We start from the raw sequence: 24,877 nt of genomic DNA, 5'->3' as shown, positions 1-24,877 counted from the left end.
ATAAGTCTTATCTTTTTTAACAAACTGCACGCTGAAGGTCTCATTTCACGAAAAAGGGCCGCCACTTGCGTGACGGCCCTTCCCGTATTCTTCATACCAGACCCCATCGGTCTGGATATGTCAGGACTCCTACACGACCATATCAGTCGTTGCTGTTGTTGCGCACACCCATGAACTGCAGCAGGAACTGGAAAAGGTTGATGAAGTTCAGGTACAGGTTGAGCGCGTCATAAACGGAACGCTTGGCCGCCTGGTCCGCCCCTTCGTAATAGGCAAACTGCTGGTAGGTCGCCTTGATGCGCTGGGTGTCGAACATGGTCAGGCCAACGAACAGCAGCACGCCAACCGCGCTGTAGACAAAATACAGACCCGGGCTGTGCAGGAACATGTTCACCACCCCCGCGATGATCAGCCCAAACAGCCCCATCATCAGGAACGAGCCGAAGCGGCTGAGATCCGTACGAGTCGTGTAACCCCAGATCGACATGGTGCAGAACGTGGCAGCGGTAATGAAGAACACCCGCGTGACCGAAACGCCGGTGAATACCAGGAAGATGTTGGACATGCTGGCGCCCATGACGCCACAGAACAGCCAGAACAGGGTCTGCACCGCCTGGGTGGACAGCCTGTTGACGCCAAACGACATGACCATGACAAAGCCCAGCGGGGCGATCATCGCCAGCATGGACAGTGCGGTCGGTCTGAGTGCCATCCCCCCCGTGGGGAGTGGCACATGCTGGTAGAACAGCGCCTGCAGACCGGTATTGGCAATCAGGTACGCGACAATCCCGGTCAGGACCAGTCCCGATGCCATCCAGTTATAGACCCGCAGCATATAGGCCCGCAGGCCCATATCGACAGAGCCCGCGGCGCTATCAGCGGTGGGGCGGATGAAACTCCGCGAATCAGGGCCAAAAGCCATTGTGTTTCCTTCCTCCACGTCCTTGACTGACGTGCCTCTCCCAGCATGTGGGATCATGGTAGAACACGTTCAAGCACGGCAGCGTGTCCAACGCATTACAATACGGCAACATGCCCTGCGGGCACATCTCCTTATATATACTGTACACCTGTCAGTCCGGCATATGCTCTTTCTCCCTTTTACAGGCAGGATCTTCATGCGTCTTTTCATTGGTCTGGAACTTCCGCCTGCCATCATCCATGCACTTGGCGAAATGCGGGGCAGCCTGCCCGACGTGGAGTGGACCGCGCCGGAGTCCTATCACCTCACGCTGCACTTCCTTGGGGAAATCAGCCAGTATCATCTGCTGGAGGAGATCCATCATGCGCTTGCCTCCATCCATGCGGCACCTCCCCCGGTACGGTTGACGGCTCCCGGCCTGTTCGAGACCCCTGGCGCCGACGTGCTCTGGATCGGCTGCGCGCCGGATCCTGCCCTGGTACACCTGCGCAACCGCATCCGCTCGGTCCTTAACCGTGCCCTGCCCATGCCGACACCGGGCGGGAGACGCTTCGTGCCGCATGTCACACTGGGGCGGCTGCAGAATCCGGATCCCGCACGGCGGCAGCGCTGGCTGGCTGGCCTTCCATCCATGCGGGAGGCTGAAATGGTAGGGCACTTTACCCTTTTCCGCTCCATCCGCCAGGCTGACGGCCCCTTTTACGAGGCACTGGAACATTACCCGCTGGCGTCCTGATTCTCCGCCGTCCGGCTGTCCGTTCGGCGGAAATGTAACTCAAAATTCATTCCATTTATGAATAATAAAAATATATTTCTGCCGACCTATTGTGAATGGCCTACCTGTGCCCGCGAGACACATCTTGTCATTTTTATAGCTATATCAACAGATTTTCAGGAAACATCTGCATTACGAAGTTATCTGGATCATTGCTTATACGACAACATGTTCACGTTTCCGTGATCCTGAACACTAAAATGTCAGGAGACGGGCGTGCTAGCCTCAGTATGTTCGGATGAAACGGACTACCTGCTTTTCCAGCCTGCCTGAAGCCGGTTTCCTGTCTGGTCGGGAAAGAAGCGCGCCCCGTGCTTTTTCCCGGTTGCATTCAGAAAGCCTGCCCGGGCGGAAAGTTGCAGTGGCGGGCGTCCTGAATTCGAAACCGTTAGTTTTCGGAGGACATCACATATGATTTCTGCCGTTTTCGGAAAAAGACGTTCTCTGAGCAGAACGCTTACAGCCGGAACGATATGTGCGGCTCTCATCTCGGGTCATGCCGTCATGGCATCCGCGGATGAGGGGCAGGGCGCCACGGGGGAAGCGATCATCCATGCCGATGATCACCCCGGCAACTGGATGACCTACGGCCGCACCTATTCTGAACAGCGTTACAGCCCGCTGGACCAGATCAACCGTTCCAACGTTGGTAACCTCAAGCTGGCCTGGTATCTGGATCTCGATACCAACCGTGGCCAGGAAGGCACGCCGCTGGTTGTCGATGGTGTCATGTACGCCACCACCAACTGGAGCATGATGAAGGCCGTTGATGCCGCGACCGGCAAGCTGCTGTGGTCCTATGACCCGCGCGTGCCCGGCAACATTGCCGACAAGGGCTGCTGCGACACGGTCAACCGTGGCGCCGCCTACTGGAATGGCAAGGTCTATTTCGGCACGTTCGATGGCCGCCTGATCGCGCTGGACGCCAAGACCGGCAAGCTGGTCTGGAGTGTCAACACCATCCCGCCCGAAGCCCAGCTGGGCAAGCAGCGTTCCTATACGGTTGACGGCGCGCCGCGCATCGCCAAGGGCCGCGTGATCATCGGTAACGGTGGCTCCGAATTCGGTGCCCGTGGCTTCGTCACGGCATTCGATGCGGAAACCGGCAAGGTCGACTGGCGCTTCTTCACGGTTCCGAACCCCAAGAACGAGCCTGACCACGCCGCGTCCGACAGCGTGCTGATGAACAAGGCCTACCAGACCTGGAGCCCGACCGGCGCCTGGACCCGCCAGGGTGGCGGCGGCACGGTGTGGGATTCGCTCGTGTATGACCCCGTGACCGACCTGGTCTATCTGGGTGTGGGCAACGGTTCGCCGTGGAACTACAAGTACCGTTCCGAAGGCAAGGGCGACAACCTGTTCCTGGGCAGCATCGTCGCACTGAAGCCGGAAACCGGCGAGTACGTCTGGCATTTCCAGGAAACGCCGATGGACCAGTGGGACTTCACCTCGGTCCAGCAGATCATGACACTTGACCTGCCGATCAACGGTGAGACCCGCCACGTCATCGTTCACGCACCGAAGAACGGCTTCTTCTACATCATCGATGCGAAGACCGGCGAGTTCATCTCGGGCAAGAACTACGTCTATGTGAACTGGGCCAGCGGCCTTGATCCCAAGACCGGTCGCCCGATCTACAACCCCGATGCGCTCTATACGCTTACGGGCAAGGACTGGTACGGCATTCCGGGCGACCTTGGCGGCCATAACTTCGCGGCCATGGCGTTCAGCCCCAAGACCGGACTGGTCTATATCCCGGCGCAGCAGGTTCCCTTCCTGTACACCAACCAGGTTGGCGGCTTCACCCCGCACCCGGACAGCTGGAACCTGGGTCTGGACATGAACAAGGTCGGCATTCCCGACTCGCCCGAAGCCAAGCAGGCCTTCGTGAAGGACCTGAAGGGCTGGATCGTGGCGTGGGATCCGCAGAAGCAGGCTGAAGCCTGGCGCGTGGACCACAAGGGTCCGTGGAATGGCGGTATCCTGGCAACTGGCGGCGACCTGCTGTTCCAGGGCCTGGCAAACGGCGAATTCCATGCCTATGACGCGACGAACGGTTCCGACCTGTTCCACTTCGTGGCAGACAGCGGCATCATTGCGCCGCCTGTAAGCTACCTTGCCAATGGCAAGCAGTATGTTGCGGTTGAAGTGGGCTGGGGCGGCATCTATCCGTTCTTCCTTGGTGGCCTGGCCCGTACCAGCGGCTGGACCGTCAACCACTCGCGCATCATCGCCTTCTCGCTCGATGGCAAGTCCAGCCCGCTGCCCAAGCAGAACGACCAGGGCTTCCTGCCCGTCAAGCCGCCGGCGGAATTCGACAGCAAGCGCACGGATAACGGCTACTTCCAGTTCCAGACGTATTGCGCCGCCTGCCATGGCGACAATGCCGAAGGTGCCGGTGTGCTGCCTGACCTGCGCTGGTCCGGTTCCATCCGTCATGAGGATGCGTTCTACAACGTTGTCGGCCGCGGCGCGCTTACCGCCTATGGTATGGACCGCTTCGACAGCAGCATGAACCCGACCGAGATTGAGGACATCCGTCAGTTCCTGATCAAGCGTGCGAACGAGACCTATCAGAGGGAAGTTGATGCCCGGAAGAACACTGCCGGTATCCCCGAGCAGCAGCCGTAATCTCCCGGTTTTGACAATTTTTCGCATCGACGCGACGCATGATGGTGAACATAATGATCAACAGGCTTAAGGTGACATTCAGCGCGGCAGCGTTTAGTCTGCTGGCAGGGACGGCATTGGCTCAGACGCCCAGTGCCGACTCCGCGCTAGTCGAAAAGGGGGCGTATGTCGCACGACTGGGTGACTGCGTAGCGTGTCATACCTCCCTCCACGGTCAGGCTTATGCGGGTGGACTCGAGATCAAGAGCCCCATCGGCACAATCTATTCCACGAACATCACGCCGGACCCGACCTACGGTATCGGCCGTTACACGCTCGAGGAATTTGACCAGGCCATCCGGCATGGCATCCGCAAGGATGGGTCCACGCTCTATCCGGCCATGCCCTATCCCTCCTTCTCACGCATGACGAAGGAAGACATCCAGGCGCTGTATGCCTACTTCATGCACGGGGTGAAGCCGGTCGCGCAGCCTGACAAGCAGCCGGAAATTTCCTGGCCGCTGTCCATGCGCTGGCCGCTGGGCATCTGGCGCATGATGTTCTCGCCCTCGCCCAAGGAGTACGTCCCTGCGCCCGGCACGGATGCCGATATCGCACGGGGTGACTATCTGGTGACGGGGCCGGGCCATTGCGGCGCCTGCCATACACCACGTGGCTTCGCCATGCAGGAAAAGGCCCTGGATGCATCCGGTGGTCCTGACTTCCTGTCCGGTGGCGCACCGATCGACAACTGGGTCGCGCCGAGCCTGCGCAATGATCCGGTCGTGGGTCTGGGCCGGTGGTCCGAGGATGACATCTACACCTTCCTCAAGTCCGGCCGTATCGACCACTCCGCCGTATTCGGTGGCATGGGCGATGTGGTGGCATGGAGCACCCAGTACTTCACCGATGCAGACCTGCATGCCATCGCGAAGTACCTGAAGAGCCTGCCGCCGGTACCGCCTTCACAGGGTAGCTACACCTACGATCCGTCCACCGCGACCATGCTGGCTTCGGGTAATACCGCCAGTGTCCCGGGTGCTGATACGTATGTGAAGGAATGCGCCATCTGTCACCGTAACGACGGTGGTGGTGTGGCCCGCATGTTCCCGCCGCTGGCCGGCAACCCGGTTGTCGTGACCGAGAACCCGACCTCGCTGGTGAACGTGATTGCGCATGGTGGCGTGCTGCCGCCGAGCAACTGGGCACCGTCCGCGGTGGCCATGCCGGGTTACAGCAAGTCGCTGTCCGCCCAGCAGATTGCTGATGTGGTCAACTTCATCCGCACCAGCTGGGGCAACAAGGCACCCGGCAGCGTGACGGCTGCGGATGTAACCAAGCTGCGTGACACGGGGGCTCCGGTCTCCAGTTCCGGCTGGAACAGCATGAGCAGTGGCTGGTCGGTCTTCCTGCCGCAGCCTTATGGCTCAGGCTGGACGTTTGCACCGCAGACACACACCGGTCAGGACGCCGCACAGTAATGCGGCAGGGTGGCTCCCCGGAGCCACCCTTTCCCTGAATGCCGGATCTGTAAAACCGCCATGGGTTCCGCCCATGGCGGTTTTCTTATGTAGGGCGCGCGCCCACACTGCATCATGCGATCATCAAGGGGAGACTCCAGCATGCAGCGCATCGTGGTACTGACTGGCGCGGGCATAAGCCAGGAATCCGGACTGCAGACGTTCCGGGGTGCGGACGGGTTATGGAATCATGAACGAATCGAGGATATCTGCACACCGGAAGGCTTCCGGCATGACCCGCTCCGTGTGGACCGTTTTTATAACGGCCTGAGGGCACAGCTATCTGGTGTGCAGCCCAATGCCGCCCATGAGGCACTGGCCAGACTGGAACAGGCGGCACGGGACAGCCAGTGGGATGGCCAGATCACCATCATCACCCAGAACATAGATGACCTGCATGAACGCGCCGGGAGCCATGATGTAATCCACATGCATGGTGAACTGCTGCGCCTGCGCTGCACCCACTGCCACGCGACTCCGCCCTGGCACACCGACTGCTATCCTGATACCCCCTGCCCCCATTGCACGCGGCCCACGCTGCGGCCCGATATCGTCTGGTTCGGGGAGATGCCCTATCATATGGAAACCATTGCCCGGCGACTGGATGACTGTAATACCAAGGGCTATTGTCTCTGACTCATCTGTGAAGTGACGCGAAGGGCCTGTTCTGATTCTGTTGTGAGAGGGAGGATCGGGAATGGCTGGTGCGATTGCTTTACGGACGGATTATACGGCTTCTGCGTTACGACGTCTGGCTTCTCGTACGCGGGATGCGAATGTTGCACGGCGCCTTTTGTCTCTGGCTGCGGTGCGCGATGGTGCCAGCCGTGGCGAAGCGGCGCGGATCGGCGGCATGGACCGGCAAACCCTGCGGGACTGGGTGCACCGGTTCAATGCTACGGGGCCGGATGGTTTGCGGGACCAATGGCGCAACGGGTCGGTCTGCCGCCTGACAGCGGACCAACTGGCAGAATTATCGGCGCTGGTCACGACAGGGCCTGACCGTGCCCGGGACGGTGTGGTGCGCTGGCGTCGGGTCGATCTTCAGCGGGTCATCGAAGAGCGTTTTGGCGTCTCCTATCACGAACGCCATGTCTCCACCCTGCTGAAGCGGCTTGGGTTCAGCCACGTCAGCGCGCGTCCGCGTCACCCCGGACAGGATCCATCCGTCATGGACGCGTTTAAAAAAACTTCCCCACGATCCTGAGCGCCCACACCGGACATCTGCCCAAGGGCAGGCGGATTGAACTCTGGTTTCAGGACGAGGCCCGCATCGGGCAGAAGAACGGCCTTGTCCGACAATGGGCGCGGCGTGGCACCCGACCACGCCAGCCGGCCGACCAGCGCTACGAGAATGCCTGGCTGTTCGGGGCGATCTGCCCGGCACTTGGCAAGGCGGCAGGCCTGGTGCTGCCGTTTACCGGCACGGCCAGCATGCAACTGCATATCGAGGAAATCTCACGCTGCGTCGCACGCGGCGCCCATGCCGTCGTCCTGCTCGATCGTGCCGGCTGGCATACGACACCCAAACTCAGACTGCCGCGCAACGTCAGCCTGGTCTTCCTGCCGTCCCGCGCGCCCGAACTGAACCCGGTCGAGAATATCTGGCAGTTCCTCCGCGCCAACTGGCTGTCCAACACCGTGTTCAGTGGCATCGAACACATCATCGAAGCCGCATGCACCGCATGGAACAACCTCACCGCCCTGCCACAGACCATCCGATCCATCGGTCTCAGAAACTGGGCTCATATAGGTCAAAGGTGATAGCCCTTGGTATAACCTGTTCGTTGCCATCGGCACATCCGGCGTCGTTTATCCGGCGGCGGGGTTTGTAAACAGCGTGACCGATCATGCGGATACGGTGCTGTTCAACCTTGAAGCCCCACGGGGAGCTTCCGCTTTCGAACAGGTCATTCTGGGACCAGCCACCCGCACCGTGCCCCCATGGGTACGCGACCTGCTGGCGGCATAGGGACCGGGCCATGACCGAAACCCTGCAGGAACTGCTTGACGCCATCCGCGCCTGCCAGATCTGTGCCGCCCATCTGCCGCTTGGTCCCCGTCCGGTGCTGCATGTCTCCCGCACGGCACGGCTGCTGATCGCAAGTCAGGCCCCGGGCACGCGGGTACATGAAACCGGGCAGTCATTCAACGACGCATCGGGCGACCGGCTCCGTAACTGGATGGGCATAGACCGGGCGACCTTTTACGATTCGAGTCGTATCGCGCTGGTACCCATGGGGCTGTGCTATCCCGGCCGCCTGCCACAGGGCGGAGACTGCCCGCCCCGCCCTGAATGCGCGCCGCAGTGGCGCACGCGCATCATGGCACAGATGCCAGACATCACCCTGACACTTGTGGTGGGGTCCTATGCCCAGCAGCATATTCTGGGCAGGGGACGGGTCAGCGAACGCTGTCTTGATTTCCGCCGGTATCTGCCACGGTACTTTCCGCTGCCGCACCCTTCATGGCGCACCGGGGCGTGGGAGCGACGCACGCCACGCTTTGGCAGCGATGTGCTGCCGGCGCTGCGGGCCTGCGTGCAGGCCGTGCTGGCAGGTCAGCCATTACCCGCTATCGCACCAGCTCCCACTTCCTGACCTGCTGGCCCACAGCCAGGCAGGGGGACGGCGCCCGGTATGCAAGAATATCTGGTACTCCATCGTCGCGTGGGGCGGAAATCCGGCGATTTCTAGCTGGCCATGAGCAGCACGGCATGCGCGCTGGACAGAATGACACCCTGCACACCCGTAATCAGGATCTGCACGCCAATGGAAAGCAGGATCAGTGCGGCCAGGCGCGAGACGATACGCGTGCCGGTCGTGCCCAGCAGGTAAAGCAGCTGATCGGCATAGGTATAGGCTGCCCATACAATGGCCGCCACCAGCACGCCCGCAAGCGAGAGCACGGCATAGAACACCATATGATTGCCCGTTGGCGGCCCTTCGGACCCCAATGCAATCGCTACCGCAATCGTGCCCGGGCCTACGGCAAAGGGCATGGTCAGGGGAAAGAACGCCTGCCCCATGATGTTGGCGCTGGCCTGTACCGTGCTGCCCTGGGCCTGTTTGCGGGCTTCTTCCGTCTCCGGTGCCTGAAGCAGTGACCAGGCCCGCACGGCCACCACCAGCCCACCGGCAATGCGCAGCGCATCGATCGTAATGCCGAAAAACGACAGTACCAGCCCCCCGACCCATATGGAAGCCAGCATGAGCACGGCGGAATAGAACGCAACCTGCCGCGCCAGCGCGACACAGGTCCGCCGTGACTGCCCCCCCGTGACCTGCGCGAAAATAAGGGCGGCACCCAGCGGATTGACGATGGAAAACAGGGCCGGAAACGCCATGAGAAAGGCACCCGACAGGCTGGGCAGCCCCACCACGGTGGAAAAATGGGTCAGCAGCCCCGCATGTGCCGTCATGGCCCGTGCCTTCTGTTGGTCAGACGATGGTGCATGATCCTTAGCACCGATCCGCTCCGGTTGGCACGAAGGCCTTGCGCATGAGTGCCCTGACCATGGTCAGGTCATCTGCCGCCGCACACAGGAAACAGGGATGGCTGCGATCTCCCTCATCCGTCAGGGGCCACGGGGTCAGCCCCAGTTCGTTATAGACCGGCAGCAGGCACATGCCCGCCCGCCAGAAAACCGGCTGGCAGCCTTCCTGCACCGCCAGGTCACGCAGCCACCAGATGGCGGAAACACAGTCGTCCATATTGCCTGCCGGGTCCCCCAGTCCGACCAGGTACGGCCCCAGCCGCACGAACGGCAGCAGGGCCTGCCGGCGCGCGCCGGCGATCAGACCTGCGGGGGGCGGGGTGACCTGACCCAGCCCCTCGAACGCATGGTCCAGCGCACCGTACTGCGCACGCGTGGCCGCATCCCATGGCATGACGGGAATGCGCCCCGGCCGTACCAGCCGCACGATCATGGTCAGGCCCAGCATGACCGCCAGCCCCAGAGTCCACTGCGCGATGCCGGGGCGGGTCGCGAACAGCATGATCTCCCACCAGCTTCCCCCCGCCGAATCATGCGGTCCCGCCAGTACCAGCACCACGATGGAACTGATCAGCAGTACCAGTGAAAGGATGGTCTGGGAGGAAAGAGGCTCGCTCATGATACGGGCATGGCGGTAATAGGAACCACGGAACGGCGCAATCAGCATGCAGACCAGCATGAGCAGCCCCGGTACCGCCATGGGCGAGCCACGCAGCAGGGTCAGCACGCACGCCCCCGCCAGCAAAACCAGCGTGGCCTTCCATGCCAGTATGACACGTTGGGACAGGCCTATCCCCAGCCCGATCAGCGCAACACCGGCCAGCGAAAGCAGGTAGTCCCCCACCATGGCAAAGACCGGCTGCAGACGTCCGGCATTAAGCCAGTTCTCGGGGTCAAGCAGGGTCAGCGCCAGAAGCAGGCCGCCACATAGCGAAACCGCGCCGGTGGCCACCGCCACGGAAAAATCGGCCTCACTTTCCCGGATGACCTGGCTGGCGCGACCGGTACGGGGGCCGCGCACCGGGCTGCGGGCACCGTTCTTGCGTGCAAGGGCCGCATCGCCACGCAGGAACAGTTCGTGGGAGGCAAACATGATTCCCGCCACGAACAGGGGCACGATGTAGTAGAACAGCCGGAAGATCAGGATGGCGGTCACGATGCGGGTTGCGGGCACGTAGGCGCCCAGCGCCAGCATCATGGTGCCGTCGAACACCCCCAGCCCGCCGGGCACGCTTGCCACCAGCCCCGCAGTGTAGGAGGCGATGTAGATGGCAAGGAACGTGCCATAATCCAGCCCATGCGCCACGGGCAGGAAGGTATAGGCGATGGCGGCGGTGGCGGCCACTTCCAGCGCCGCCACCACGGTCTGCATGACCGCCATGGCGGATGAGGGGAAAGTGATGCGCCACCGCCAGACCTTTACCTCGTCCACATAATGGCCCGTGATGACATAGGCCACCACCCCGGCCCAGAGCAGTCCGCCCGCCAGCCGCAGCACCATTGCGGGCAGCGTCTTGCCGATAAACGGCACCGTTCCCGGCTCCAGCAGAAGCACACCGCCCACCAGCACGGCGGCCCCCAGCAGGTAGGTGGCCGAACAGAAGGCAATGATCTGGGCAACCTGGAACGGTCGGAGCCCCCAGTTGCCATACAGCCGAAAGCGCACGGCCGCACCGGAAATGGCTGAAAAACCAAGATTGTGCGACAGGACATATGAACAGAAGGCCGCAAATGCAGTCCGCCTGAAGGACAGCCTGCAGCCGACCTGCCGCACGGCAAGCCAGTCATACAGGGACAGGACAAGATAGGACAGCAACGTAAAGCCCGCCCCCGCACAGAGCGTGGTAGCGGGAATGGCGGCCAGCGCCATGCTTATGTCGTGCCAGTGCAGGCTGCGCACTTCCCGCTGGACCACGATCACGGCGCCGACCAGAAGCAGCAGCCCGATCACATGCGGCAGGTGGCGGATCAGCGCGCTCCTGCGCCGCGCGGGTGACGGCCCGGGGGGAGCCTGTCCCGTTTCATCAGGCGGGCCGCCGCCCGCTTGCGATGGACGTGCCGCCATGGGCTGGCCCTCAGGCCGCCGCTCCCTCGTTACGGGTCAGGGCCGCCTCGATCAGGGCCACGGTTTCCGCAATCCCGTACAATGCGACAAAAATCCCGAAACGCGGACCTTCCTTCTGCCCCAGCAGCACTTCATACAGGCAGCCGAACCACGCGCGCAGCGGTTCGAAACCATGGGTCTTGCCAATCTCGAACACCAGGTTCTGACAGGCATCGGGTGTTGCCTCCGTCCCCTCCAGCCCGCGCAGGGCCTCGGCCAGATCGGCCAGCGCCGCGCGCTCATGCGCATCCGGGGCGCGGTAATGCTTCGTGGGGCGCACGAAATCGGCATAATAGACAATGGCGTGTTCCACCAGCCGCGCCAGCATCGGGCAGCTTTCGGGCGTGGCCTGCGCGTCATAGCGCTGGATGAACTTCCACAGCACGTCCGGTGTCTCGGCATTGGCCACGCTGGCCAGGTTGAGCAGCATGCCAAAGGTGACGGGGCTGCCCGCATCCGCCGGGATCGTGCCCTTGTGGATGAACCAGGCCGGATTGGTCAGAAGCTGCGCGTCATCGGCCGCAAGGGTCTTTGCCTTCGCCACATGGGCCAGATATTCGTCCGTTGCCTTGGGGATCACGTCAAAGAACAGGCGCTTGGCGCGCTGCGGGGCGTTGAACATGTACTGGCCCAGACTTTCGGCCGGGGCATAGCGCAGCCATTCATCGACCGATATGCCATTGCCCCTGGACTTGGAAATCTTCTGCCCGTTCTGGTCCAGAAAGAGCTCATAGGTCAGGCCCGCGGGCGGCTGGCCGCCAAGGATACGGCAGATCTTTCCCGACAGGCGCACGCTGTCGATCAGGTCCTTGCCCGACATTTCATAATCAACGCCCAGCGCGTACCAGCGCATGGCCCAGTCGGCCTTCCACTGCATCTTGGCATGGCCGCCGGTGACCGGGGTCTCGAAGGTCTCACCTTCGTCATCGGTCCAGCGCACGGTGCCATTTGCGGCATCGATGGCATCCATCTTCACCTGCATCACCTGGCCGGTACGCGGGTGGATGGGCAGCACGGGGGAATAGGTGGCGCGGCGTTCCTCACCCAGCGTGGGGGCGATCACGGCCACGATCCGGTCATGCACTTCCAGCACGCGTCTCAATGCCGCATCAAAGCGGCCCCCTTCGTAATACTGCGTGGAAGAGGCGAATTCGTATTCGAACCCGAACCCGTCAAGGAAGGCGCGCAGACGGGCATTGTTGTGGGCGGCAAAGGATTCATGCGTGCCAAACGGATCGGGCACGCGCGACAGCGGCCTGCCGATGAACTGGCGCAGCATCTCCTGATTGGGCACGTTTTCGGGCACCTTGCGCAGGGCGTCCATGTCATCGGAAAACGCCAGCAGCCGCGTGGGCAGGCCGGTCAGCTTCGTGAAGGCCTGACGCACCCATGATGTACGCGCCACCTCGCCAAACGTGCCGATATGGGGCAGGCCGGACGGGCCATAGCCGGTTTCAAGCAGGGCGGGACGTGCCGCACCCACCTCGCGCCCGCCCACATGGGCCGCGAGTTTCGCCGCCTCCTCGAACGGCCAGGACTTGGGAAGGGGCGAGATAAGGGAAGGATGCTGTTCTGACATGGACCGGCAAGCTATGGGCAGGAAGGACGCGGGTCAATTATCCTATTCCACACCCTGTGGTACAGCAATGAGAATACATGACACACGACGGGCGACAGGCGCCCGCGCGTGCCCTATATCATGTATCGACATGCCAGACACCCCGCCCCTGCCGGACACCGCCCCGGCAATCCTGCCACGCAATGGCGCATGGTCGGTCCTGACCCCGGATGGGGAAATCGTGTCCATGACGGCGGCGGACATAAGGCGCGAGCTGCCGAACTGGCCCGCGCCCATGGTCATACATGCACCCGCCATGGCCCGCAGGCTGGACCTGCCCCCGCTGCCGCGCCCCGGCCCGTGGCTGGATCTGCTGGAACTGTTCGCCTTCACCATGCCCGCGCGCGGCGTGCCACCTACCGCACGCGGTCTGGGGCTGGCGCTGGACATGCCCCGGGACCGGCTGGACGCACCCGAAGCCGACCTGCTGCCCGACCTGGCCTTCACGCTGCTGCACCGCATAGCCCAGGGCCGCAACACGCCCGGGGCCGACGTCAGGACCGCGCTGGCCTGGCGCATGCGCGAAGCCGGCTGGCCGTGGGGAGCCGCCGTGTGCGCGGCGCTGGGCGTCGGCCCGAATGACCGCCCTCCGGCCAGCGGCATCCAGCCCAACGAGGCGCTGAAAGTCTGGACCCGCCTGCCGAAATGGGAAGAAACGGCCCCCCTGCCCGCCCCCGCCACGCATCCGGTAACGGGAGAGGAAGCGCGCGCCCGCCTGCGCGCCATACTGGGTGAAGGCGCCGAACAGCGCCCGGCGCAGGAAGCCTTCACCCATGTCGCGGCCAGCGCCTTCGTGCCCCGCACGACACAGGGCGACCCGCACATGGTTCTGGCGGAAGCGGGTACCGGCACAGGCAAGACACTGGGCTACGTCGCCCCCGCCAGCATCTGGGCGCGACGCAATGGCGGCACGGTATGGATCAGCACCTATACCCGCCACCTGCAGCGCCAGATCGAATCGGAACTGGGCCGCCTGTACCCCGATCTGGCCGAGCGCGGCACCCATGTCGTGGTACGCAAGGGACGTGAGAACTACCTGTGTCTGCTCAATATGGAGGAGAGCGTGAACATTGCGCTTTCCCGTGGGCAGGCGGGCAGTGGCGCGCTGATCGGGCTGGCGCTCATTGCGCTATGGGCGGCGCATACGCGTGATGGCGACCTGTTTGGCGGCGACCTGCCCGGCTGGTTTGCCGACCTGTTCGGCCGTGGGCTGCTGGTGGGCATTGCCGACCGGCGCGGTGAGTGCATTCACGGCGCCTGCCCGCATTACCAGACCTGCATGGTGGAGCATTCCATCCGCCGTGCCCGCACGGCGGAACTGGTCATTGCCAACCATGCGCTGGTCATGTCACAGGCGGCCTGGCACGCACTGGACGGGTCCGACACCAGTAACGAGGACAATACCCCCACCCGCTACATCATGGATGAAGGCCACCATATTGCCGATGCGGCGGACAGTGCCTTCGCGCTCGAACTGTCGGGGCTGGAGGCGGCGGAACTGCGGCGCTGGCTGCTGGGCGCCGAAGGGGCACGATCGCGCGCACGCGGGCTGCGGCGCAGGCTGGAAGACCTGCTGGCGCACATCCCGCGCATGGAAACCCCACTCGATACCGTCCTGATGGCGGCCCGGGCGCTACCGGCGCCGGGCTGGTCGGCACGCCTTGCCGCGCGCGACCCCGTGCACCGGGCGGCGGCCCCGCCTGATGTCGCGCCAGCCGCCACCGGTGAGCCAACGCTTTCCAACCCTGCCGAGATGCTGCTGCATGAACTGCGCCAGCAGGTGCTGGCCCGCACGCAGGGCAGCCCCGAAGGGGGCAGCCGCCGCAGCGACAGCGAATGCGATCTCTACCCCATGCCCGATGATCTGCGTGCGGCGGCACAGGCGATGGAGCGCGCGCTGCGGCGGCTGGCAGAACCCCTGCGCACGCTGGTCGCCCGGCTGGAGGAAGCGCTGGAGACCGAAGCCGACTGGCTGGACACCCCGATGCGCGAACGGATTGCCGCCGCCATCCGCTCCATCCGCCGCCGCGCGCTTTCCCGCGTGGACGGGTGGTGCGCCATGCTGGGCAGCCTGCAGGCCGAAAAGCCACAGGTCGAAGGCGAAACCCCGCAATATATCGACTATATCCGCATGGACCGGCGTGAGGGCCAGAACCCCGGCGAACGGGATGTCGGTCTGTACCGCCACTGGCTGGACCCGACCATTCCCTTTGCCAGCGTGCTGGCAGCCCCGGCCCATGGCGTGCTGGTCACCTCCGCCACGCTGCGTGACGAAACGGGCGACGGGACGCATCCGGACAGCGCCGAGCGTGCATGGGACGCGGCGGAAGCGCGGGCCGGTGCGATCCACCTGCCTTCTCCCGCCATACGGGCTTCGTTCCCCAGCCCGTTCGATTATGCACGGCAGAGCCGGGCCTTCATCATCACCGATGTGGCGCATGACGACCCGGCGGCACTGGCCGGGGCCTACCGCACGCTGTTCATGGCATCGGGTGGGGGGGCACTGGGGCTGTTCACCGCCATATCGCGGCTGCGGGAAGTCTATCGCCGTATCGTGACACCGCTGGAAGCAGCGGGCCTGCCGCTATACGCGCAGCATGTGGATCCGATGGATAATGCAACGCTGGTGGACATCCTGCGCAGCGAGCGCAATGCCAGCCTGCTGGGCACGGATGCGATGCGTGATGGTGTTGACGTGCCGGGGGAGGCGCTGCGCCTGGTCGCGTTCGAGCGCGTGCCATGGCCCCGGCCCGATATCCTGCACCGGGAGCGGCGCATCCACCTCTCCGGCGGGGAGCCGGGACGGTATGATGACAGGATTGCGCGCCTGCGCCTGCGTCAGGCGTTCGGGCGCCTGATCCGCAGCCGTCAGGACAGGGGTGTGTTCGTCCTGCTGGACCGGCGTACCCCGTCACGCCTGCTGTCGGCTTTTCCCGCCGGGGTGACGGTGCGCCGCCTGGGCCTGGGTGCCGCGGCGGGGGAGATCAGGGCATTCCTGCATACGCACGACACCACGGCCGACCAGCCTGGCTGACCGGCCGCGCCTGACCCGTGCCCCGTCCCCCGGGGCGGGAAAGACGTCAGAGCGCCTTGAGGTTGGTCGCGGCGGCCTTGCCACGTTCCATGGCGATGTCGTAGCTGACAGCCTGGTCCTCGTTCAGGCCACGCAGGCCCGCTGCCTGCACGGCGGTGATATGCACAAACACGTCCTTGCCGCCATCATCTGGCATGATGAAGCCAAAACCCTTGGTTGCGTTGAACCATTTTACTTTTCCGGTAGCCATAGCCAGTCTCTTCTCCAGCGCCATCCTTGCCGGTCCTAATACCGGCAATCCGGGCGCGTGCCTTACGGCCATGAAAAAAACGGGGCATCCGGAAAACACCCTGCAGCTTTCACGTCGTTCGTGCACCATAGGGGCAGCATGAAATGGCCTGCCCTGTCAAATCATGAGATACGCTGGCCCGGCAGATCGGGATATAATCGATCAACAAGTCGTGATTCCCGATCCCGCAACGTCCCGCCCCCATTTCCTGCCATGCCGCCCGGCCAGTGGCCAGATCGCGCCAAGCCCCGGGGCGCACAGGCCGGAACACGACCGGGTCCGCCGCCGGCCCCATCACCCGCCCCATAAAAAAAAGCGGGCGTGGCCTGATGCCACGCCCGCCCTTTTCAGCAGGTCGGGGGGAGGAGATGACGGACCGTGGCCCGTCACCCCCGCACTTCCCATGCAGCCTCAGGCTACACTCAGAAGTCCATGCCGCCCATGCCGCCCATTCCGCCCATGCCACCTTCCGGCATGGCAGGGGCCTTCTTTTCGGGACGCTCGGCCACCATCGCTTCGGTGGTGATGAGCAGGCCCGCAACCGATGCCGCATCCTGCAGCGCCGTGCGCACGACCTTCATCGGGTCGATGATGCCGGCTGCCACCAGGTCCTTGTAATCGCCGATCTGGGCATCGAAACCAAAGGTGTAGGTGTCGTTTTCCAGAACCTTGCCGGCGATGACCGCACCGTCTTCACCCGCATTGTGGGCGATCTGGCGCAGCGGAGCCTGCAGGGCCTTGCGGATGATGTCCGCACCGACGCGCTGGTCGTCGTTATGGAAGTGCAGGCCACCCAGCTTGGTCGACGCGCGGGCAAGGGCCGTGCCGCCACCGGGGACAATGCCTTCCTCAACCGCCGCACGGGTCGCGTGCAGGGCGTCGTCAACGCGGTCCTTGCGCTCCTTCACCTCGACCTCGGTGGAACCACCGACGCGGATCACGGCAACGCCGCCAGCCAGCTTCGCCAGACGTTCCTGCAGCTTCTCACGGTCGTAGTCGGAGGTGGTTTCCTCGATCTGCGCACGGATCTGGCTGCAACGGCCCTTGATGCCCTCGCTGTTGCCAGCGCCTTCGACAACGGTGGTGTTTTCCTTGTCGATGTGCACCTTCTTCGCAGTGCCCAGCATGTCCAGCGTCACGCTTTCGAGCTTGATGCCGAGATCTTCGCTGATGACCTGGCCACCGGTCAGGATCGCGATGTCTTCCAGCATGGCCTTGCGGCGGTCACCGAAGCCCGGAGCCTTGACGGCGGCAATCTTCAGGCCACCACGCAGCTTGTTGACCACCAGGGTCGCCAGCGCTTCGCCATCAACGTCTTCCGCGATGATCAGCAGCGGGCGGCCGGACTGCACGACGGCTTCGAGCAGCGGCAGGATCGGCTGCAGCGAGGAGAGCTTCTTCTCGTGGATCAGGATGTAGGGGCTGTCCAGATCGACGGTCATCTTCTCCGCGTTCGTCACGAAATACGGGGAGATGTAGCCACGGTCGAACTGCATGCCCTCGACCACGTCCAGCTCGGTGTGCAGGCCCTTGGCCTCTTCCACCGTGATGACGCCCTCGGAGCCGACCTTCTGCATGGCCTTGGAGATCATTTCACCGATCTCGGCCTCGCCATTGGCGGAAATCGTGCCGACCTGCGCCGTCTCGGCGGGGGTCGTGATCTTCTTCGCGTTCTTCTTCAGCTCTTCAACAACAACGCCAACCGCCTTGTCGATGCCGCGCTTGAGGTCCATCGGGTTCATGCCCGCTGCAACCGCCTTGGCGCCTTCACGCACGATGGCCTGCGCCAGCACGGTGGCCGTGGTGGTGCCGTCACCCGCGATGTCGTTGGTCTTGGATGCGACCTCACGGACCATCTGCGCGCCCATGTTCTCGAACTTGTCGGCCAGTTCGATTTCCTTGGCGACGGAGACACCGTCCTTCGTGATGCGCGGTGCGCCGAAGCTCTTGTCGAGCACGACGTTACGGCCCTTGGGGCCCAGTGTCACCTTGACCGCATCGGCCAGGATATCAACGCCACGCAGCATGCGCTGACGGGCTTCACCGCCGAACTTTACGTCCTTGGCTGCCATTTTCTTCTTCTCCGGTATGGAAGGTTTTCAAAAGGTTACTCGGTGCGGAAAACGCGGGTGGGTCAGCCGACCACGCCCATGATGTCGCTTTCCTTCATGATCAGCAGTTCTTCACCGTCGATCGTCACTTCCGTGCCCGACCACTTGCCGAACAGGACGCGGTCACCCGCCTTTACGTCCAGAGCCACGATCTGGCCCTGCTCGTTACGGGCACCAGCGCCCACCGAGATCACCTCGCCTTCCATCGGCTTTTCCTTGGCGGTCTCAGGGATGATGATACCACCTGCTGTTTTTTCCTCGCTCTTGAGGCGACGGACGACCACACGGTCATGCAGGGGACGAAATTTCGTCATGGATGGATCGCTCCATAATATCTAAAAGGTAACGCCCTTGAATCAAGCAACGCCACCGGTTGGCGCGCGCGCCAGGCCGCATCGCGTTAGCACTCCCCTCATGAGAGTGCTGATATCCAGATAGGTAGCCCCTCCACGGGTGTCAAGAATGCTGACCCGGCCGGGGGTGCATAATTCGTGATGGATTGGTCAAAACTCGCCTTTGCATTATTTTTTATTTTAAAATCATAGTGTTATTTGGAATGACTCCCCTACGCCAAAACGGCGGGGCAGTATCGGCCCCAGCGCATGGCCCGCCCCGTGCCGATTCCGGGCCGCGCGCCGGCAGGGATAAAGATAAGGCGGAAATCCGTGATCACGCGGGTTTCATATTGACGCAGGGGCGCCCGGCATCATTGTGTGCCTGATTACGAAGGAAAGAATGGAGCGAAAGCCATGGGCGCAGTCATGACCGTAACCGCGGCGGACGGGCACGCATTTTCCGCCTATCGGGCCGGGCGGCCGGACGCCGCGCGCTGTGTTGTGGTGGTGCAGGAAATCTTTGGTGTTACGCCCTATGTCCGCGCCGTGTGCGATTCCTTTGCGGCGCAGGGCTATCAGGCCATTGCCCCCGCCCTGTTCGACCGCGCACGGCGCGATACAATCCTGCCCTATGACGCAGGCGGCATGAATGAAGGGCTGAAGCTGCGCGCCGAAGTGGGGCAGGACAGCGCATTGCAGGATATTGTGGCGGCGGCGGCGGTCCTGCCGGGGGAAAAGAAGGGTATTGTCGGCTTCTGCTGGGGCGGCAAGCTGGCATGGGAAGCCGCCTGCCACACCAAGGCCTTTGCTGCGGCAGTGGCGTGGTATGGCGGCGGCATCGCCCAGACCCGCAACCAGGTGCCCAATTGCCCCGTGCAACTACATTTTGGCGCGGAAGACGCGCATATCCCCGCTGACGAGGTGGACGCCATACGCGCGGCACACGAGGATATCGAGATTTTCACGTATGAAGGCGCGGATCACGGCTTTGGCTGCACCGACCGCCCTTCCTACAATGAAGCGGCTGCCACGCTGGCCATGCAGCGCACGCTGAGCTTTTTTGAACACTGGCTGTAATACGCCCGCATGAAAAAACGCCCGTGCCATGCGGCATGGGCGCTTCTTCAACAGGGATGGGGTTCCCGGTAAAGCTTTTTTTCAAAAAGCCTGAAAGAATGCCGCCTTTTTGAAACAAGGCGGCATCCCAAGACTTTTGTTACTGTTCAGTTCGGGTTCAGCACGCGGCCAGCCACGGCTTCCAGCTTTGCCAGCAGGGCCGGGTCGCGTTTGTCCGGTGCCGTGATGATGGCGTGTTCCAGCGCCCGGTCACACCCCGCGTAACAGGGACCACGCTTCGCGCCCAGCTTCGGTATGACCGAGCGGACAAGGGCGCGGGCACGGCTGGCGTTCTGCTGCATCACCCTGACCACGGCATCCACCGTCACGCTGTCATGATCGTCGTGCCAGCAGTCGTAATCGGTCACCATGGCCACGGTGGCGTAACAGATCTCGGCTTCACGGGCCAGCTTGGCTTCGGGCATGTTGGTCATGCCCACGACCGAGCAGCCCCAGGAACGGTAGAGATTGCTCTCGGCCCGCGTCGAGAACTGCGGCCCTTCCATGACCAGGTAGGTGCCGCCGCGCGTCACATCCAGCCCCAGTTCGCGGCACTGGCTTTCCAGCACGTCGCCAATGCGCGGACAGAGCGGGTCGGCCATGCCCACATGGGCCACACAGCCGGTATCGAAAAAGCTCTTCTCACGCGCGAAGGAACGGTCGATGAACTGGTCGATCACCACAAAATGGCCCGGCGGCAGTTCTTCCTTAAGCGACCCCACGGCGGAAAGCGACACGATATCGGTCACGCCGGAACGCTTCAGCGCATCGATATTGGCGCGGTAGTTCAGGCGCGAGGGCGGCAGCGGATGCCCGCGCCCGTGGCGGGGCAGGAACACGCAGCGCACGCCATCAAGCCTGCCGAACAGAAGCTGGTCGGACGGGCTGCCCCATGGGGTCTCGACCGTGCGCCACTCCTTGTCCTCAAGACCTTCGATATCATACAGGCCCGAACCACCGATCAGGCCGATAACCGGCTCGATCTGTTCGCTGCTGGCGGGATTAGGGGACATTGGACCATGTTCTCCGTTTCAGACAGATGGAAAGAATAAGGACAATCACCAGAAACACGACGGCACCCACCCCCACGCGGTGCCGCGCGGTCAGGTGGGGTCTGGCCACCCATGCCAGGAAGGTCGTGACATCGCGCGCCTGCCGGGCAACGGTTGCAGGCGTGCCGTCGGGATAGCTCACGCCGCCATCATGCAGCGGCGGCGGCATGGCGGTCTGCCCGTTGGCGGCATAGGGATTGTAGAACAGGCCCGGCGGCACGGTGGTACCGGGCGGTGGTGTTTCGCCATAGCCTGCAAGGTAGGCATAGATCCGGTCCACCCCGCCGGGATGGACCACAGCCAGCCGCGACTGGTCGGGCGGCATCACGCCATGATTGGCCGCCGCCGCCACGCGGGGATCGGGATAGGGCGAGAGCAGATGGTCATCCATATTGGCCGGACGCGTGACCGGGTGCCCCCCGGCATCCACCCCGGCGGGCACATGGTGGCTGGCGGCAAGGGCGGTGATATCCGCCTCCTTCAGCCCCAGTCCGGCCAGATCGCCATAGGTCACGGATTTCATGCCATGGCAGGCGGAACAGACCTGGGCATAGACCGTGTAACCACGCTGGACGGCCGCCATGTCAAAATGCCCCAGCGGCCCCTGGAAGCTCCAGTCCTGCACGGGCGGCGTGCGGTAGGCGTGCGGCTGCGCCATGGCCGCATGCCCCGCACCGCTGGCGGTTACAAGCACGCAGCCCAGCAGCAGGACATGCCGCACCCGACCCCATGCGGCACGGCCCTGCCAGTACCCCCGTTCATGCATGTCCGCTACGTTCCCGCCACACTTCGCACATCTCCCCGTTCATCCCCGGCCACAGGCACCCTTCCTAGCGGCTGGGGGCGTAGCCTTGCAATCGCCCGTCTTGCAATGGGCGGAACAAACGGGCACCCGTAATACCCATTGCGAACGACCAGAACGGGCAGAATGATACAGCCATGACAACATCCCGCACTCCCGTCGCCCACGACGCACTCAAGGATACGGCCCGGGCCTGGTTTGAAAACCTGCGCGACCGGATCTGCAGCGCCTTTGAACAGATAGAGGACGAGGCCGCGGCCGCAGGCGCGCCCACCCTGCCGGGCAAGGACGCCCCCGGCCGCTTCGCCCGCACGCCGTGGGAGCGCACCAATGATGACGGCACGCCGGGCGGCGGCGGCGTGATCAGCCTCATGCGCGGGCGCGTGTTCGAAAAGGTGGGCGTGAACGTTTCCACCGTAAGCGGGGAGTTCAGCCCCGGATTTCGCGATTCGATACCGGGTGCGGCACAGGACCCGCGCTTCTTTGCCACCGGCATAAGCCTGGTGGCCCATATGTGCAGCCCGCTGGTGCCAGCCGCCCATTTCAATACCCGCATGATCATCACCACGCAGGGCTGGTTTGGCGGCGGTGGCGACATTACGCCCATGTTCCCCGAAAGTGCGCAGGCCATCAGCGATGCCGCCCGCTTTCATGACGGCTTCCGTGCCGCGTGCGAAAAGCATGACCCGCAGTACTATCCCCGTTTCAAGGAATGGTGCGACCGGTATTTCTACCTGCCCCACCGCAACGAGGCACGCGGGCTTGGCGGCATTTTCTATGACCGGCTCAATACCGGCGATGTAGATGCCGACTTCGCCTTCACCCGCGATGTCGGGCTTGGTTTTCTGGAGACCTATCCCGACATCGTGCGTTCGCGGATGATGGAGCCGTGGACCGAGGCCCAGCGCAAGGCGCAGCTTGTCCGGCGCGGGCGGTATGTGGAGTTCAACCTGCTGCACGACAGGGGAACAATTTTTGGCCTTAAAACGGGTGGAAATACCGAAGCCATCCTCATGAGTCTTCCCCCGGAAGTCCACTGGCCATAAGAATAGCCCCATGCCTGCCCTATCCGCCCCGCCCGAACCTGCCCCGGCCATCCGCCAGCCGCCTCGGTGTTATCATGGCGTGCGGCCGCCCCCTGCCTGCCCCCGCACGGCACGGCCATGATCACACGCCGGACCCTGCTGGGCATGCTGGCCACGACGGGCGCCGCCATGGGGGGCGCCACGCGACGGGCCATGGCGTCCGAACTCCCGCGGGAACGGCTGTCCATGCCGGCGAATTCTTCCGGCGCGCCCGGCCTGCTGCTGGCGGGGGACCACAGCGCCATGGCCGACCGCTGGAGTCCCGTGCTGCCGGCGGCACTGGCTCAGGGGTTTGATCTGCCTGCCCCCCTGCCGGTTCGCAATACGGTGGGGCAGGACGGGGTGACGGGCGCCAACCTGTTCGATTCCCAGTTTGCATCAGATGGCATGATGGCGCTGGCGGCCCCCGGCTCCGCACTGGTCTCGTCCCTGTGTGGGGACCCGCGCATCCATTTTGACTACAGCCGCTGGCTGCCCCTGCTGCTGAGCATGACGGTACCGGTCGTGATCGGGCGGGCGCAACTGCACCACAGCCTTGGCAGCTTCATACGTGACCGGCCTGTGCGCATTGCGGTATCCACCCTGACCGGCATCGAACTGCCTACCGTGCTGGCCATGAGCCTGTTCGGCCTGCGCCCCATTCCCGTAACCGGCCTGGCCACCCCGCAGGCCGCCGCTGCCGCCCTGCATGACAACCAGGTCGACGCCATACAGATAACCGACCCGCTGGGCGCACCGGACACGATGGCGCTCATCCAGTCACTGGGTCAGGCAGGTTTTGCAAACCTGTTCACGCTATCCACCCGGAACACCCCTTTCAGTATCCAGGGGCAGGATGTGATGAGCATGGAAGCCCGACTGCGTCAGGATGCCCCCTCCGCGCTGGGCAACCTGCTCTATGCCGCATGGAAACCGCTGGCGGGTGCCGCGTCGATTGACCTGGCGCTCGTGCTGCCGATGCTGACCCAGCCCGCGACACTGGCACGCTGGCGGACCGCCACGGCAACGGCACTGCATGACAGCGCCATACAGGCCATGAGCCACGATGCGGGCCGCACGCTGCTGACCTGCACGGACGCCACGGACATGCTGCGACAGATTTCAGGCGATACGTCGAACATCATGGCCCTGCGCCGCTGGCTTGCCGCCAAGCTGCCGACATGGCGGCTGGACTAGGGCAATTCCACTGAACTTTGGCTCAGTGAAAGTTCTCTGACTCATTGTTTATCGAGCGTCTTCATCAGTTTGAATGTGTCCATTCAAACTGGATCTGCCTTGGCAGGCCAGCCGCCCCGGCGGTTCCAGCCTAGCGCCCCTGCCTGCCGGGGCGGCGCAGCAGCACCCGCACGGCACCCTGATTGGCGGAATGGGGATGCACCACCGCCAGGATCAGCCGCCCCAGATCGCCGCGCCCCAGCCAGAACGGCAGTTCGCGCCGCAGGATGCCGCCATTGTGGCCACTACCCAGCCCGGTAATGATCTCGATGCAGCGTACATTGTCCGCATGCGCCTGAATGATGAAGGCGTGCAGGCGGTGGAACGCCGTCTGGGCCACCTGCCCATGCAGGTCAAGCCTGCGCACGGGCCGTAATTTGCCGCTGACCAGACCCCGCCAGCTTGTATCGTCCAGCCCCGGCCTGCGCACGCCGATCTCGAACGCGCCGCCCCTGCCCTTGTGCACGGTCAGGCTGTGCGACGCGGTTCCATGCACCGTATGCACCGCTCCTGCCGTGATCCGCTCCATGATGTCCTCCCGGCTCATGCCGGGGGCTGCCGCGGGCCTGGGTGGAATGGCGGGCGCCTGCGCCGGGGCTTCAGGCAGGGCATGCCGGGCCGTTCGCAACGGTGCGATGCCATGCGCGAAGGCCGACCACAGGGCCTGTTCCTCCTCGTTCAGTCTGCGCTGCCTCACGGTCTGTGTCCCCTCCCCGGCACGGTGGCCCGTGTATATAGAATCATACCCGGCCTGACAGGTCCATGTTTTCAGGCGCGGACCATAACGCAAAAA

Annotated in this window: 20 protein-coding genes and 1 pseudogene; 11 read left to right on the top strand and 10 right to left on the bottom strand. The window is 63.6% G+C overall.

From position 1 onward, the window contains the following. Positions 1-142 precede the first annotated feature (142 nt). On the bottom strand, positions 143-922 hold the full coding sequence (locus LDL32_RS15500) for a Bax inhibitor-1/YccA family protein (RefSeq protein WP_233068334.1): 780 nt from the start codon (positions 920-922) through the stop codon (positions 143-145). Positions 923-1,118: 196 nt separating this feature from the next. Between LDL32_RS15500 and thpR the strand changes: the two genes are divergently transcribed. The 7 genes and pseudogenes from thpR (at position 1,119) to LDL32_RS15470 (ending at position 8,427) form a co-directional block, all read left to right on the top strand. Next, positions 1,119-1,658 carry an RNA 2',3'-cyclic phosphodiesterase gene (gene thpR / locus LDL32_RS15495; protein WP_233068333.1) on the top strand — a complete coding sequence of 180 codons (540 nt, stop codon included), beginning with the start codon at positions 1,119-1,121 and terminating at the stop codon, positions 1,656-1,658. 450 nt (positions 1,659-2,108) lie between these two features. Continuing rightward, positions 2,109-4,328: a PQQ-dependent dehydrogenase, methanol/ethanol family gene (locus LDL32_RS15490; RefSeq protein WP_233068332.1), complete on the top strand. Its 2,220-nt coding sequence runs from the start codon at positions 2,109-2,111 to the stop codon at positions 4,326-4,328. Between the two features lie 53 nt (positions 4,329-4,381). Next, complete coding sequence (locus LDL32_RS15485) at positions 4,382-5,788, top strand: cytochrome c (RefSeq protein WP_370636717.1); 1,407 nt, start codon at positions 4,382-4,384, stop codon at positions 5,786-5,788. Positions 5,789-5,929: 141 nt separating this feature from the next. Further along, a pseudogene (locus LDL32_RS15480) lies at positions 5,930-6,442 on the top strand (Sir2 family NAD-dependent protein deacetylase); the annotation flags it as partial. An 82-nt stretch (positions 6,443-6,524) separates the two neighbouring features. Next, positions 6,525-7,591, top strand: a protein-coding gene (locus LDL32_RS15475) for an IS630 family transposase (RefSeq protein ID WP_233064331.1) whose coding sequence is annotated in 2 segments (ribosomal slippage) — positions 6,525-7,011 and positions 7,011-7,591 — 1,068 coding nt in all. Because the reading frame shifts where the segments join, the coding sequence is not laid out codon by codon here. 76 nt (positions 7,592-7,667) lie between these two features. After that, complete coding sequence (locus LDL32_RS17890) at positions 7,668-7,799, top strand: hypothetical protein (RefSeq protein ID WP_255673827.1); 132 nt, start codon at positions 7,668-7,670, stop codon at positions 7,797-7,799. Between the two features lie 10 nt (positions 7,800-7,809). Next, positions 7,810-8,427 carry a uracil-DNA glycosylase family protein gene (locus LDL32_RS15470; protein ID WP_233068329.1) on the top strand — a complete coding sequence of 206 codons (618 nt, stop codon included), beginning with the start codon at positions 7,810-7,812 and terminating at the stop codon, positions 8,425-8,427. A 92-nt stretch (positions 8,428-8,519) separates the two neighbouring features. Here LDL32_RS15470 and LDL32_RS15465 read toward each other — a convergent pair whose 3' ends face one another. From LDL32_RS15465 to LDL32_RS15455, 3 genes are read right to left on the bottom strand one after another with little or no spacing between them, the layout of a single operon-like run. Beyond that, entirely contained in the window at positions 8,520-9,248 is a 729-nt protein-coding gene (locus LDL32_RS15465) for a MarC family protein (protein WP_233068327.1), read from the bottom strand. A 40-nt stretch (positions 9,249-9,288) separates the two neighbouring features. Then, complete coding sequence (locus LDL32_RS15460; protein WP_233068325.1) at positions 9,289-11,388, bottom strand: lysylphosphatidylglycerol synthase domain-containing protein; 2,100 nt, start codon at positions 11,386-11,388, stop codon at positions 9,289-9,291. Between the two features lie 10 nt (positions 11,389-11,398). After that, the gene (locus tag LDL32_RS15455) at positions 11,399-13,006 is read right to left on the bottom strand and encodes a lysine--tRNA ligase (protein ID WP_233068323.1); all 1,608 of its coding nucleotides are present in this window, start codon (positions 13,004-13,006) and stop codon (positions 11,399-11,401) included. 130 nt (positions 13,007-13,136) lie between these two features. Between LDL32_RS15455 and LDL32_RS15450 the strand changes: the two genes are divergently transcribed. Further along, complete coding sequence (locus LDL32_RS15450; protein ID WP_233068321.1) at positions 13,137-16,079, top strand: ATP-dependent DNA helicase; 2,943 nt, start codon at positions 13,137-13,139, stop codon at positions 16,077-16,079. Positions 16,080-16,125: 46 nt separating this feature from the next. Here LDL32_RS15450 and LDL32_RS15445 read toward each other — a convergent pair whose 3' ends face one another. From LDL32_RS15445 to groES, 3 genes are all read right to left on the bottom strand, one after another. Then, positions 16,126-16,329 carry a cold-shock protein gene (locus LDL32_RS15445; RefSeq protein WP_010507660.1) on the bottom strand — a complete coding sequence of 68 codons (204 nt, stop codon included), beginning with the start codon at positions 16,327-16,329 and terminating at the stop codon, positions 16,126-16,128. A gap of 461 nt (positions 16,330-16,790) precedes the next feature. Then, a complete protein-coding gene (gene groL, locus LDL32_RS15440) occupies positions 16,791-18,440 on the bottom strand; it encodes a chaperonin GroEL (protein ID WP_233068320.1) in 1,650 nt (549 codons plus the stop codon). Between the two features lie 62 nt (positions 18,441-18,502). Further along, positions 18,503-18,793: a co-chaperone GroES gene (gene groES / locus LDL32_RS15435; protein WP_102324530.1), complete on the bottom strand. Its 291-nt coding sequence runs from the start codon at positions 18,791-18,793 to the stop codon at positions 18,503-18,505. Positions 18,794-19,228: 435 nt separating this feature from the next. Here groES and LDL32_RS15430 point away from each other — a divergent pair, with 435 nt between their 5' ends. Further along, positions 19,229-19,891 carry a dienelactone hydrolase family protein gene (locus tag LDL32_RS15430; RefSeq protein WP_233068318.1) on the top strand — a complete coding sequence of 221 codons (663 nt, stop codon included), beginning with the start codon at positions 19,229-19,231 and terminating at the stop codon, positions 19,889-19,891. 146 nt (positions 19,892-20,037) lie between these two features. Here the strand turns inward: LDL32_RS15430 and LDL32_RS15425 are convergent, their stop codons facing one another. Both LDL32_RS15425 and LDL32_RS15420 read right to left on the bottom strand, forming a co-directional pair. Continuing rightward, complete coding sequence (locus tag LDL32_RS15425; RefSeq protein WP_233068317.1) at positions 20,038-20,943, bottom strand: S-methyl-5'-thioadenosine phosphorylase; 906 nt, start codon at positions 20,941-20,943, stop codon at positions 20,038-20,040. Then, positions 20,933-21,748 (bottom strand): cytochrome c1, encoded by an 816-nt coding sequence (locus LDL32_RS15420; RefSeq protein ID WP_233068316.1) that lies wholly within the window; start codon positions 21,746-21,748, stop codon positions 20,933-20,935. Before LDL32_RS15420 ends, LDL32_RS15425 begins: the two co-directional genes overlap by 11 nt. Before the next feature lie 173 nt (positions 21,749-21,921). On the opposite strand from LDL32_RS15420, the gene hemF reads away from it, so the two are divergent. Both hemF and LDL32_RS15410 read left to right on the top strand, forming a co-directional pair. Next, positions 21,922-22,830 carry an oxygen-dependent coproporphyrinogen oxidase gene (hemF, locus tag LDL32_RS15415; protein ID WP_233068315.1) on the top strand — a complete coding sequence of 303 codons (909 nt, stop codon included), beginning with the start codon at positions 21,922-21,924 and terminating at the stop codon, positions 22,828-22,830. 117 nt (positions 22,831-22,947) lie between these two features. Continuing rightward, positions 22,948-24,045, top strand: a complete 1,098-nt coding sequence (locus LDL32_RS15410; protein WP_233068314.1) for a hypothetical protein — start codon at positions 22,948-22,950, stop codon at positions 24,043-24,045. 130 nt (positions 24,046-24,175) lie between these two features. On the opposite strand, the gene LDL32_RS15405 is transcribed toward LDL32_RS15410, so the two are convergent. After that, entirely contained in the window at positions 24,176-24,781 is a 606-nt protein-coding gene (locus LDL32_RS15405) for a Smr/MutS family protein (protein ID WP_233068313.1), read from the bottom strand. Positions 24,782-24,877: the final 96 nt, after the last annotated feature.

The sequence above is a fragment of the Komagataeibacter sp. FNDCF1 genome, assembly GCF_021295335.1.
Classification (GTDB): Bacteria; Pseudomonadota; Alphaproteobacteria; order Acetobacterales; family Acetobacteraceae; genus Komagataeibacter.
This window is presented reverse-complemented; position numbering and strand designations above follow the sequence as displayed.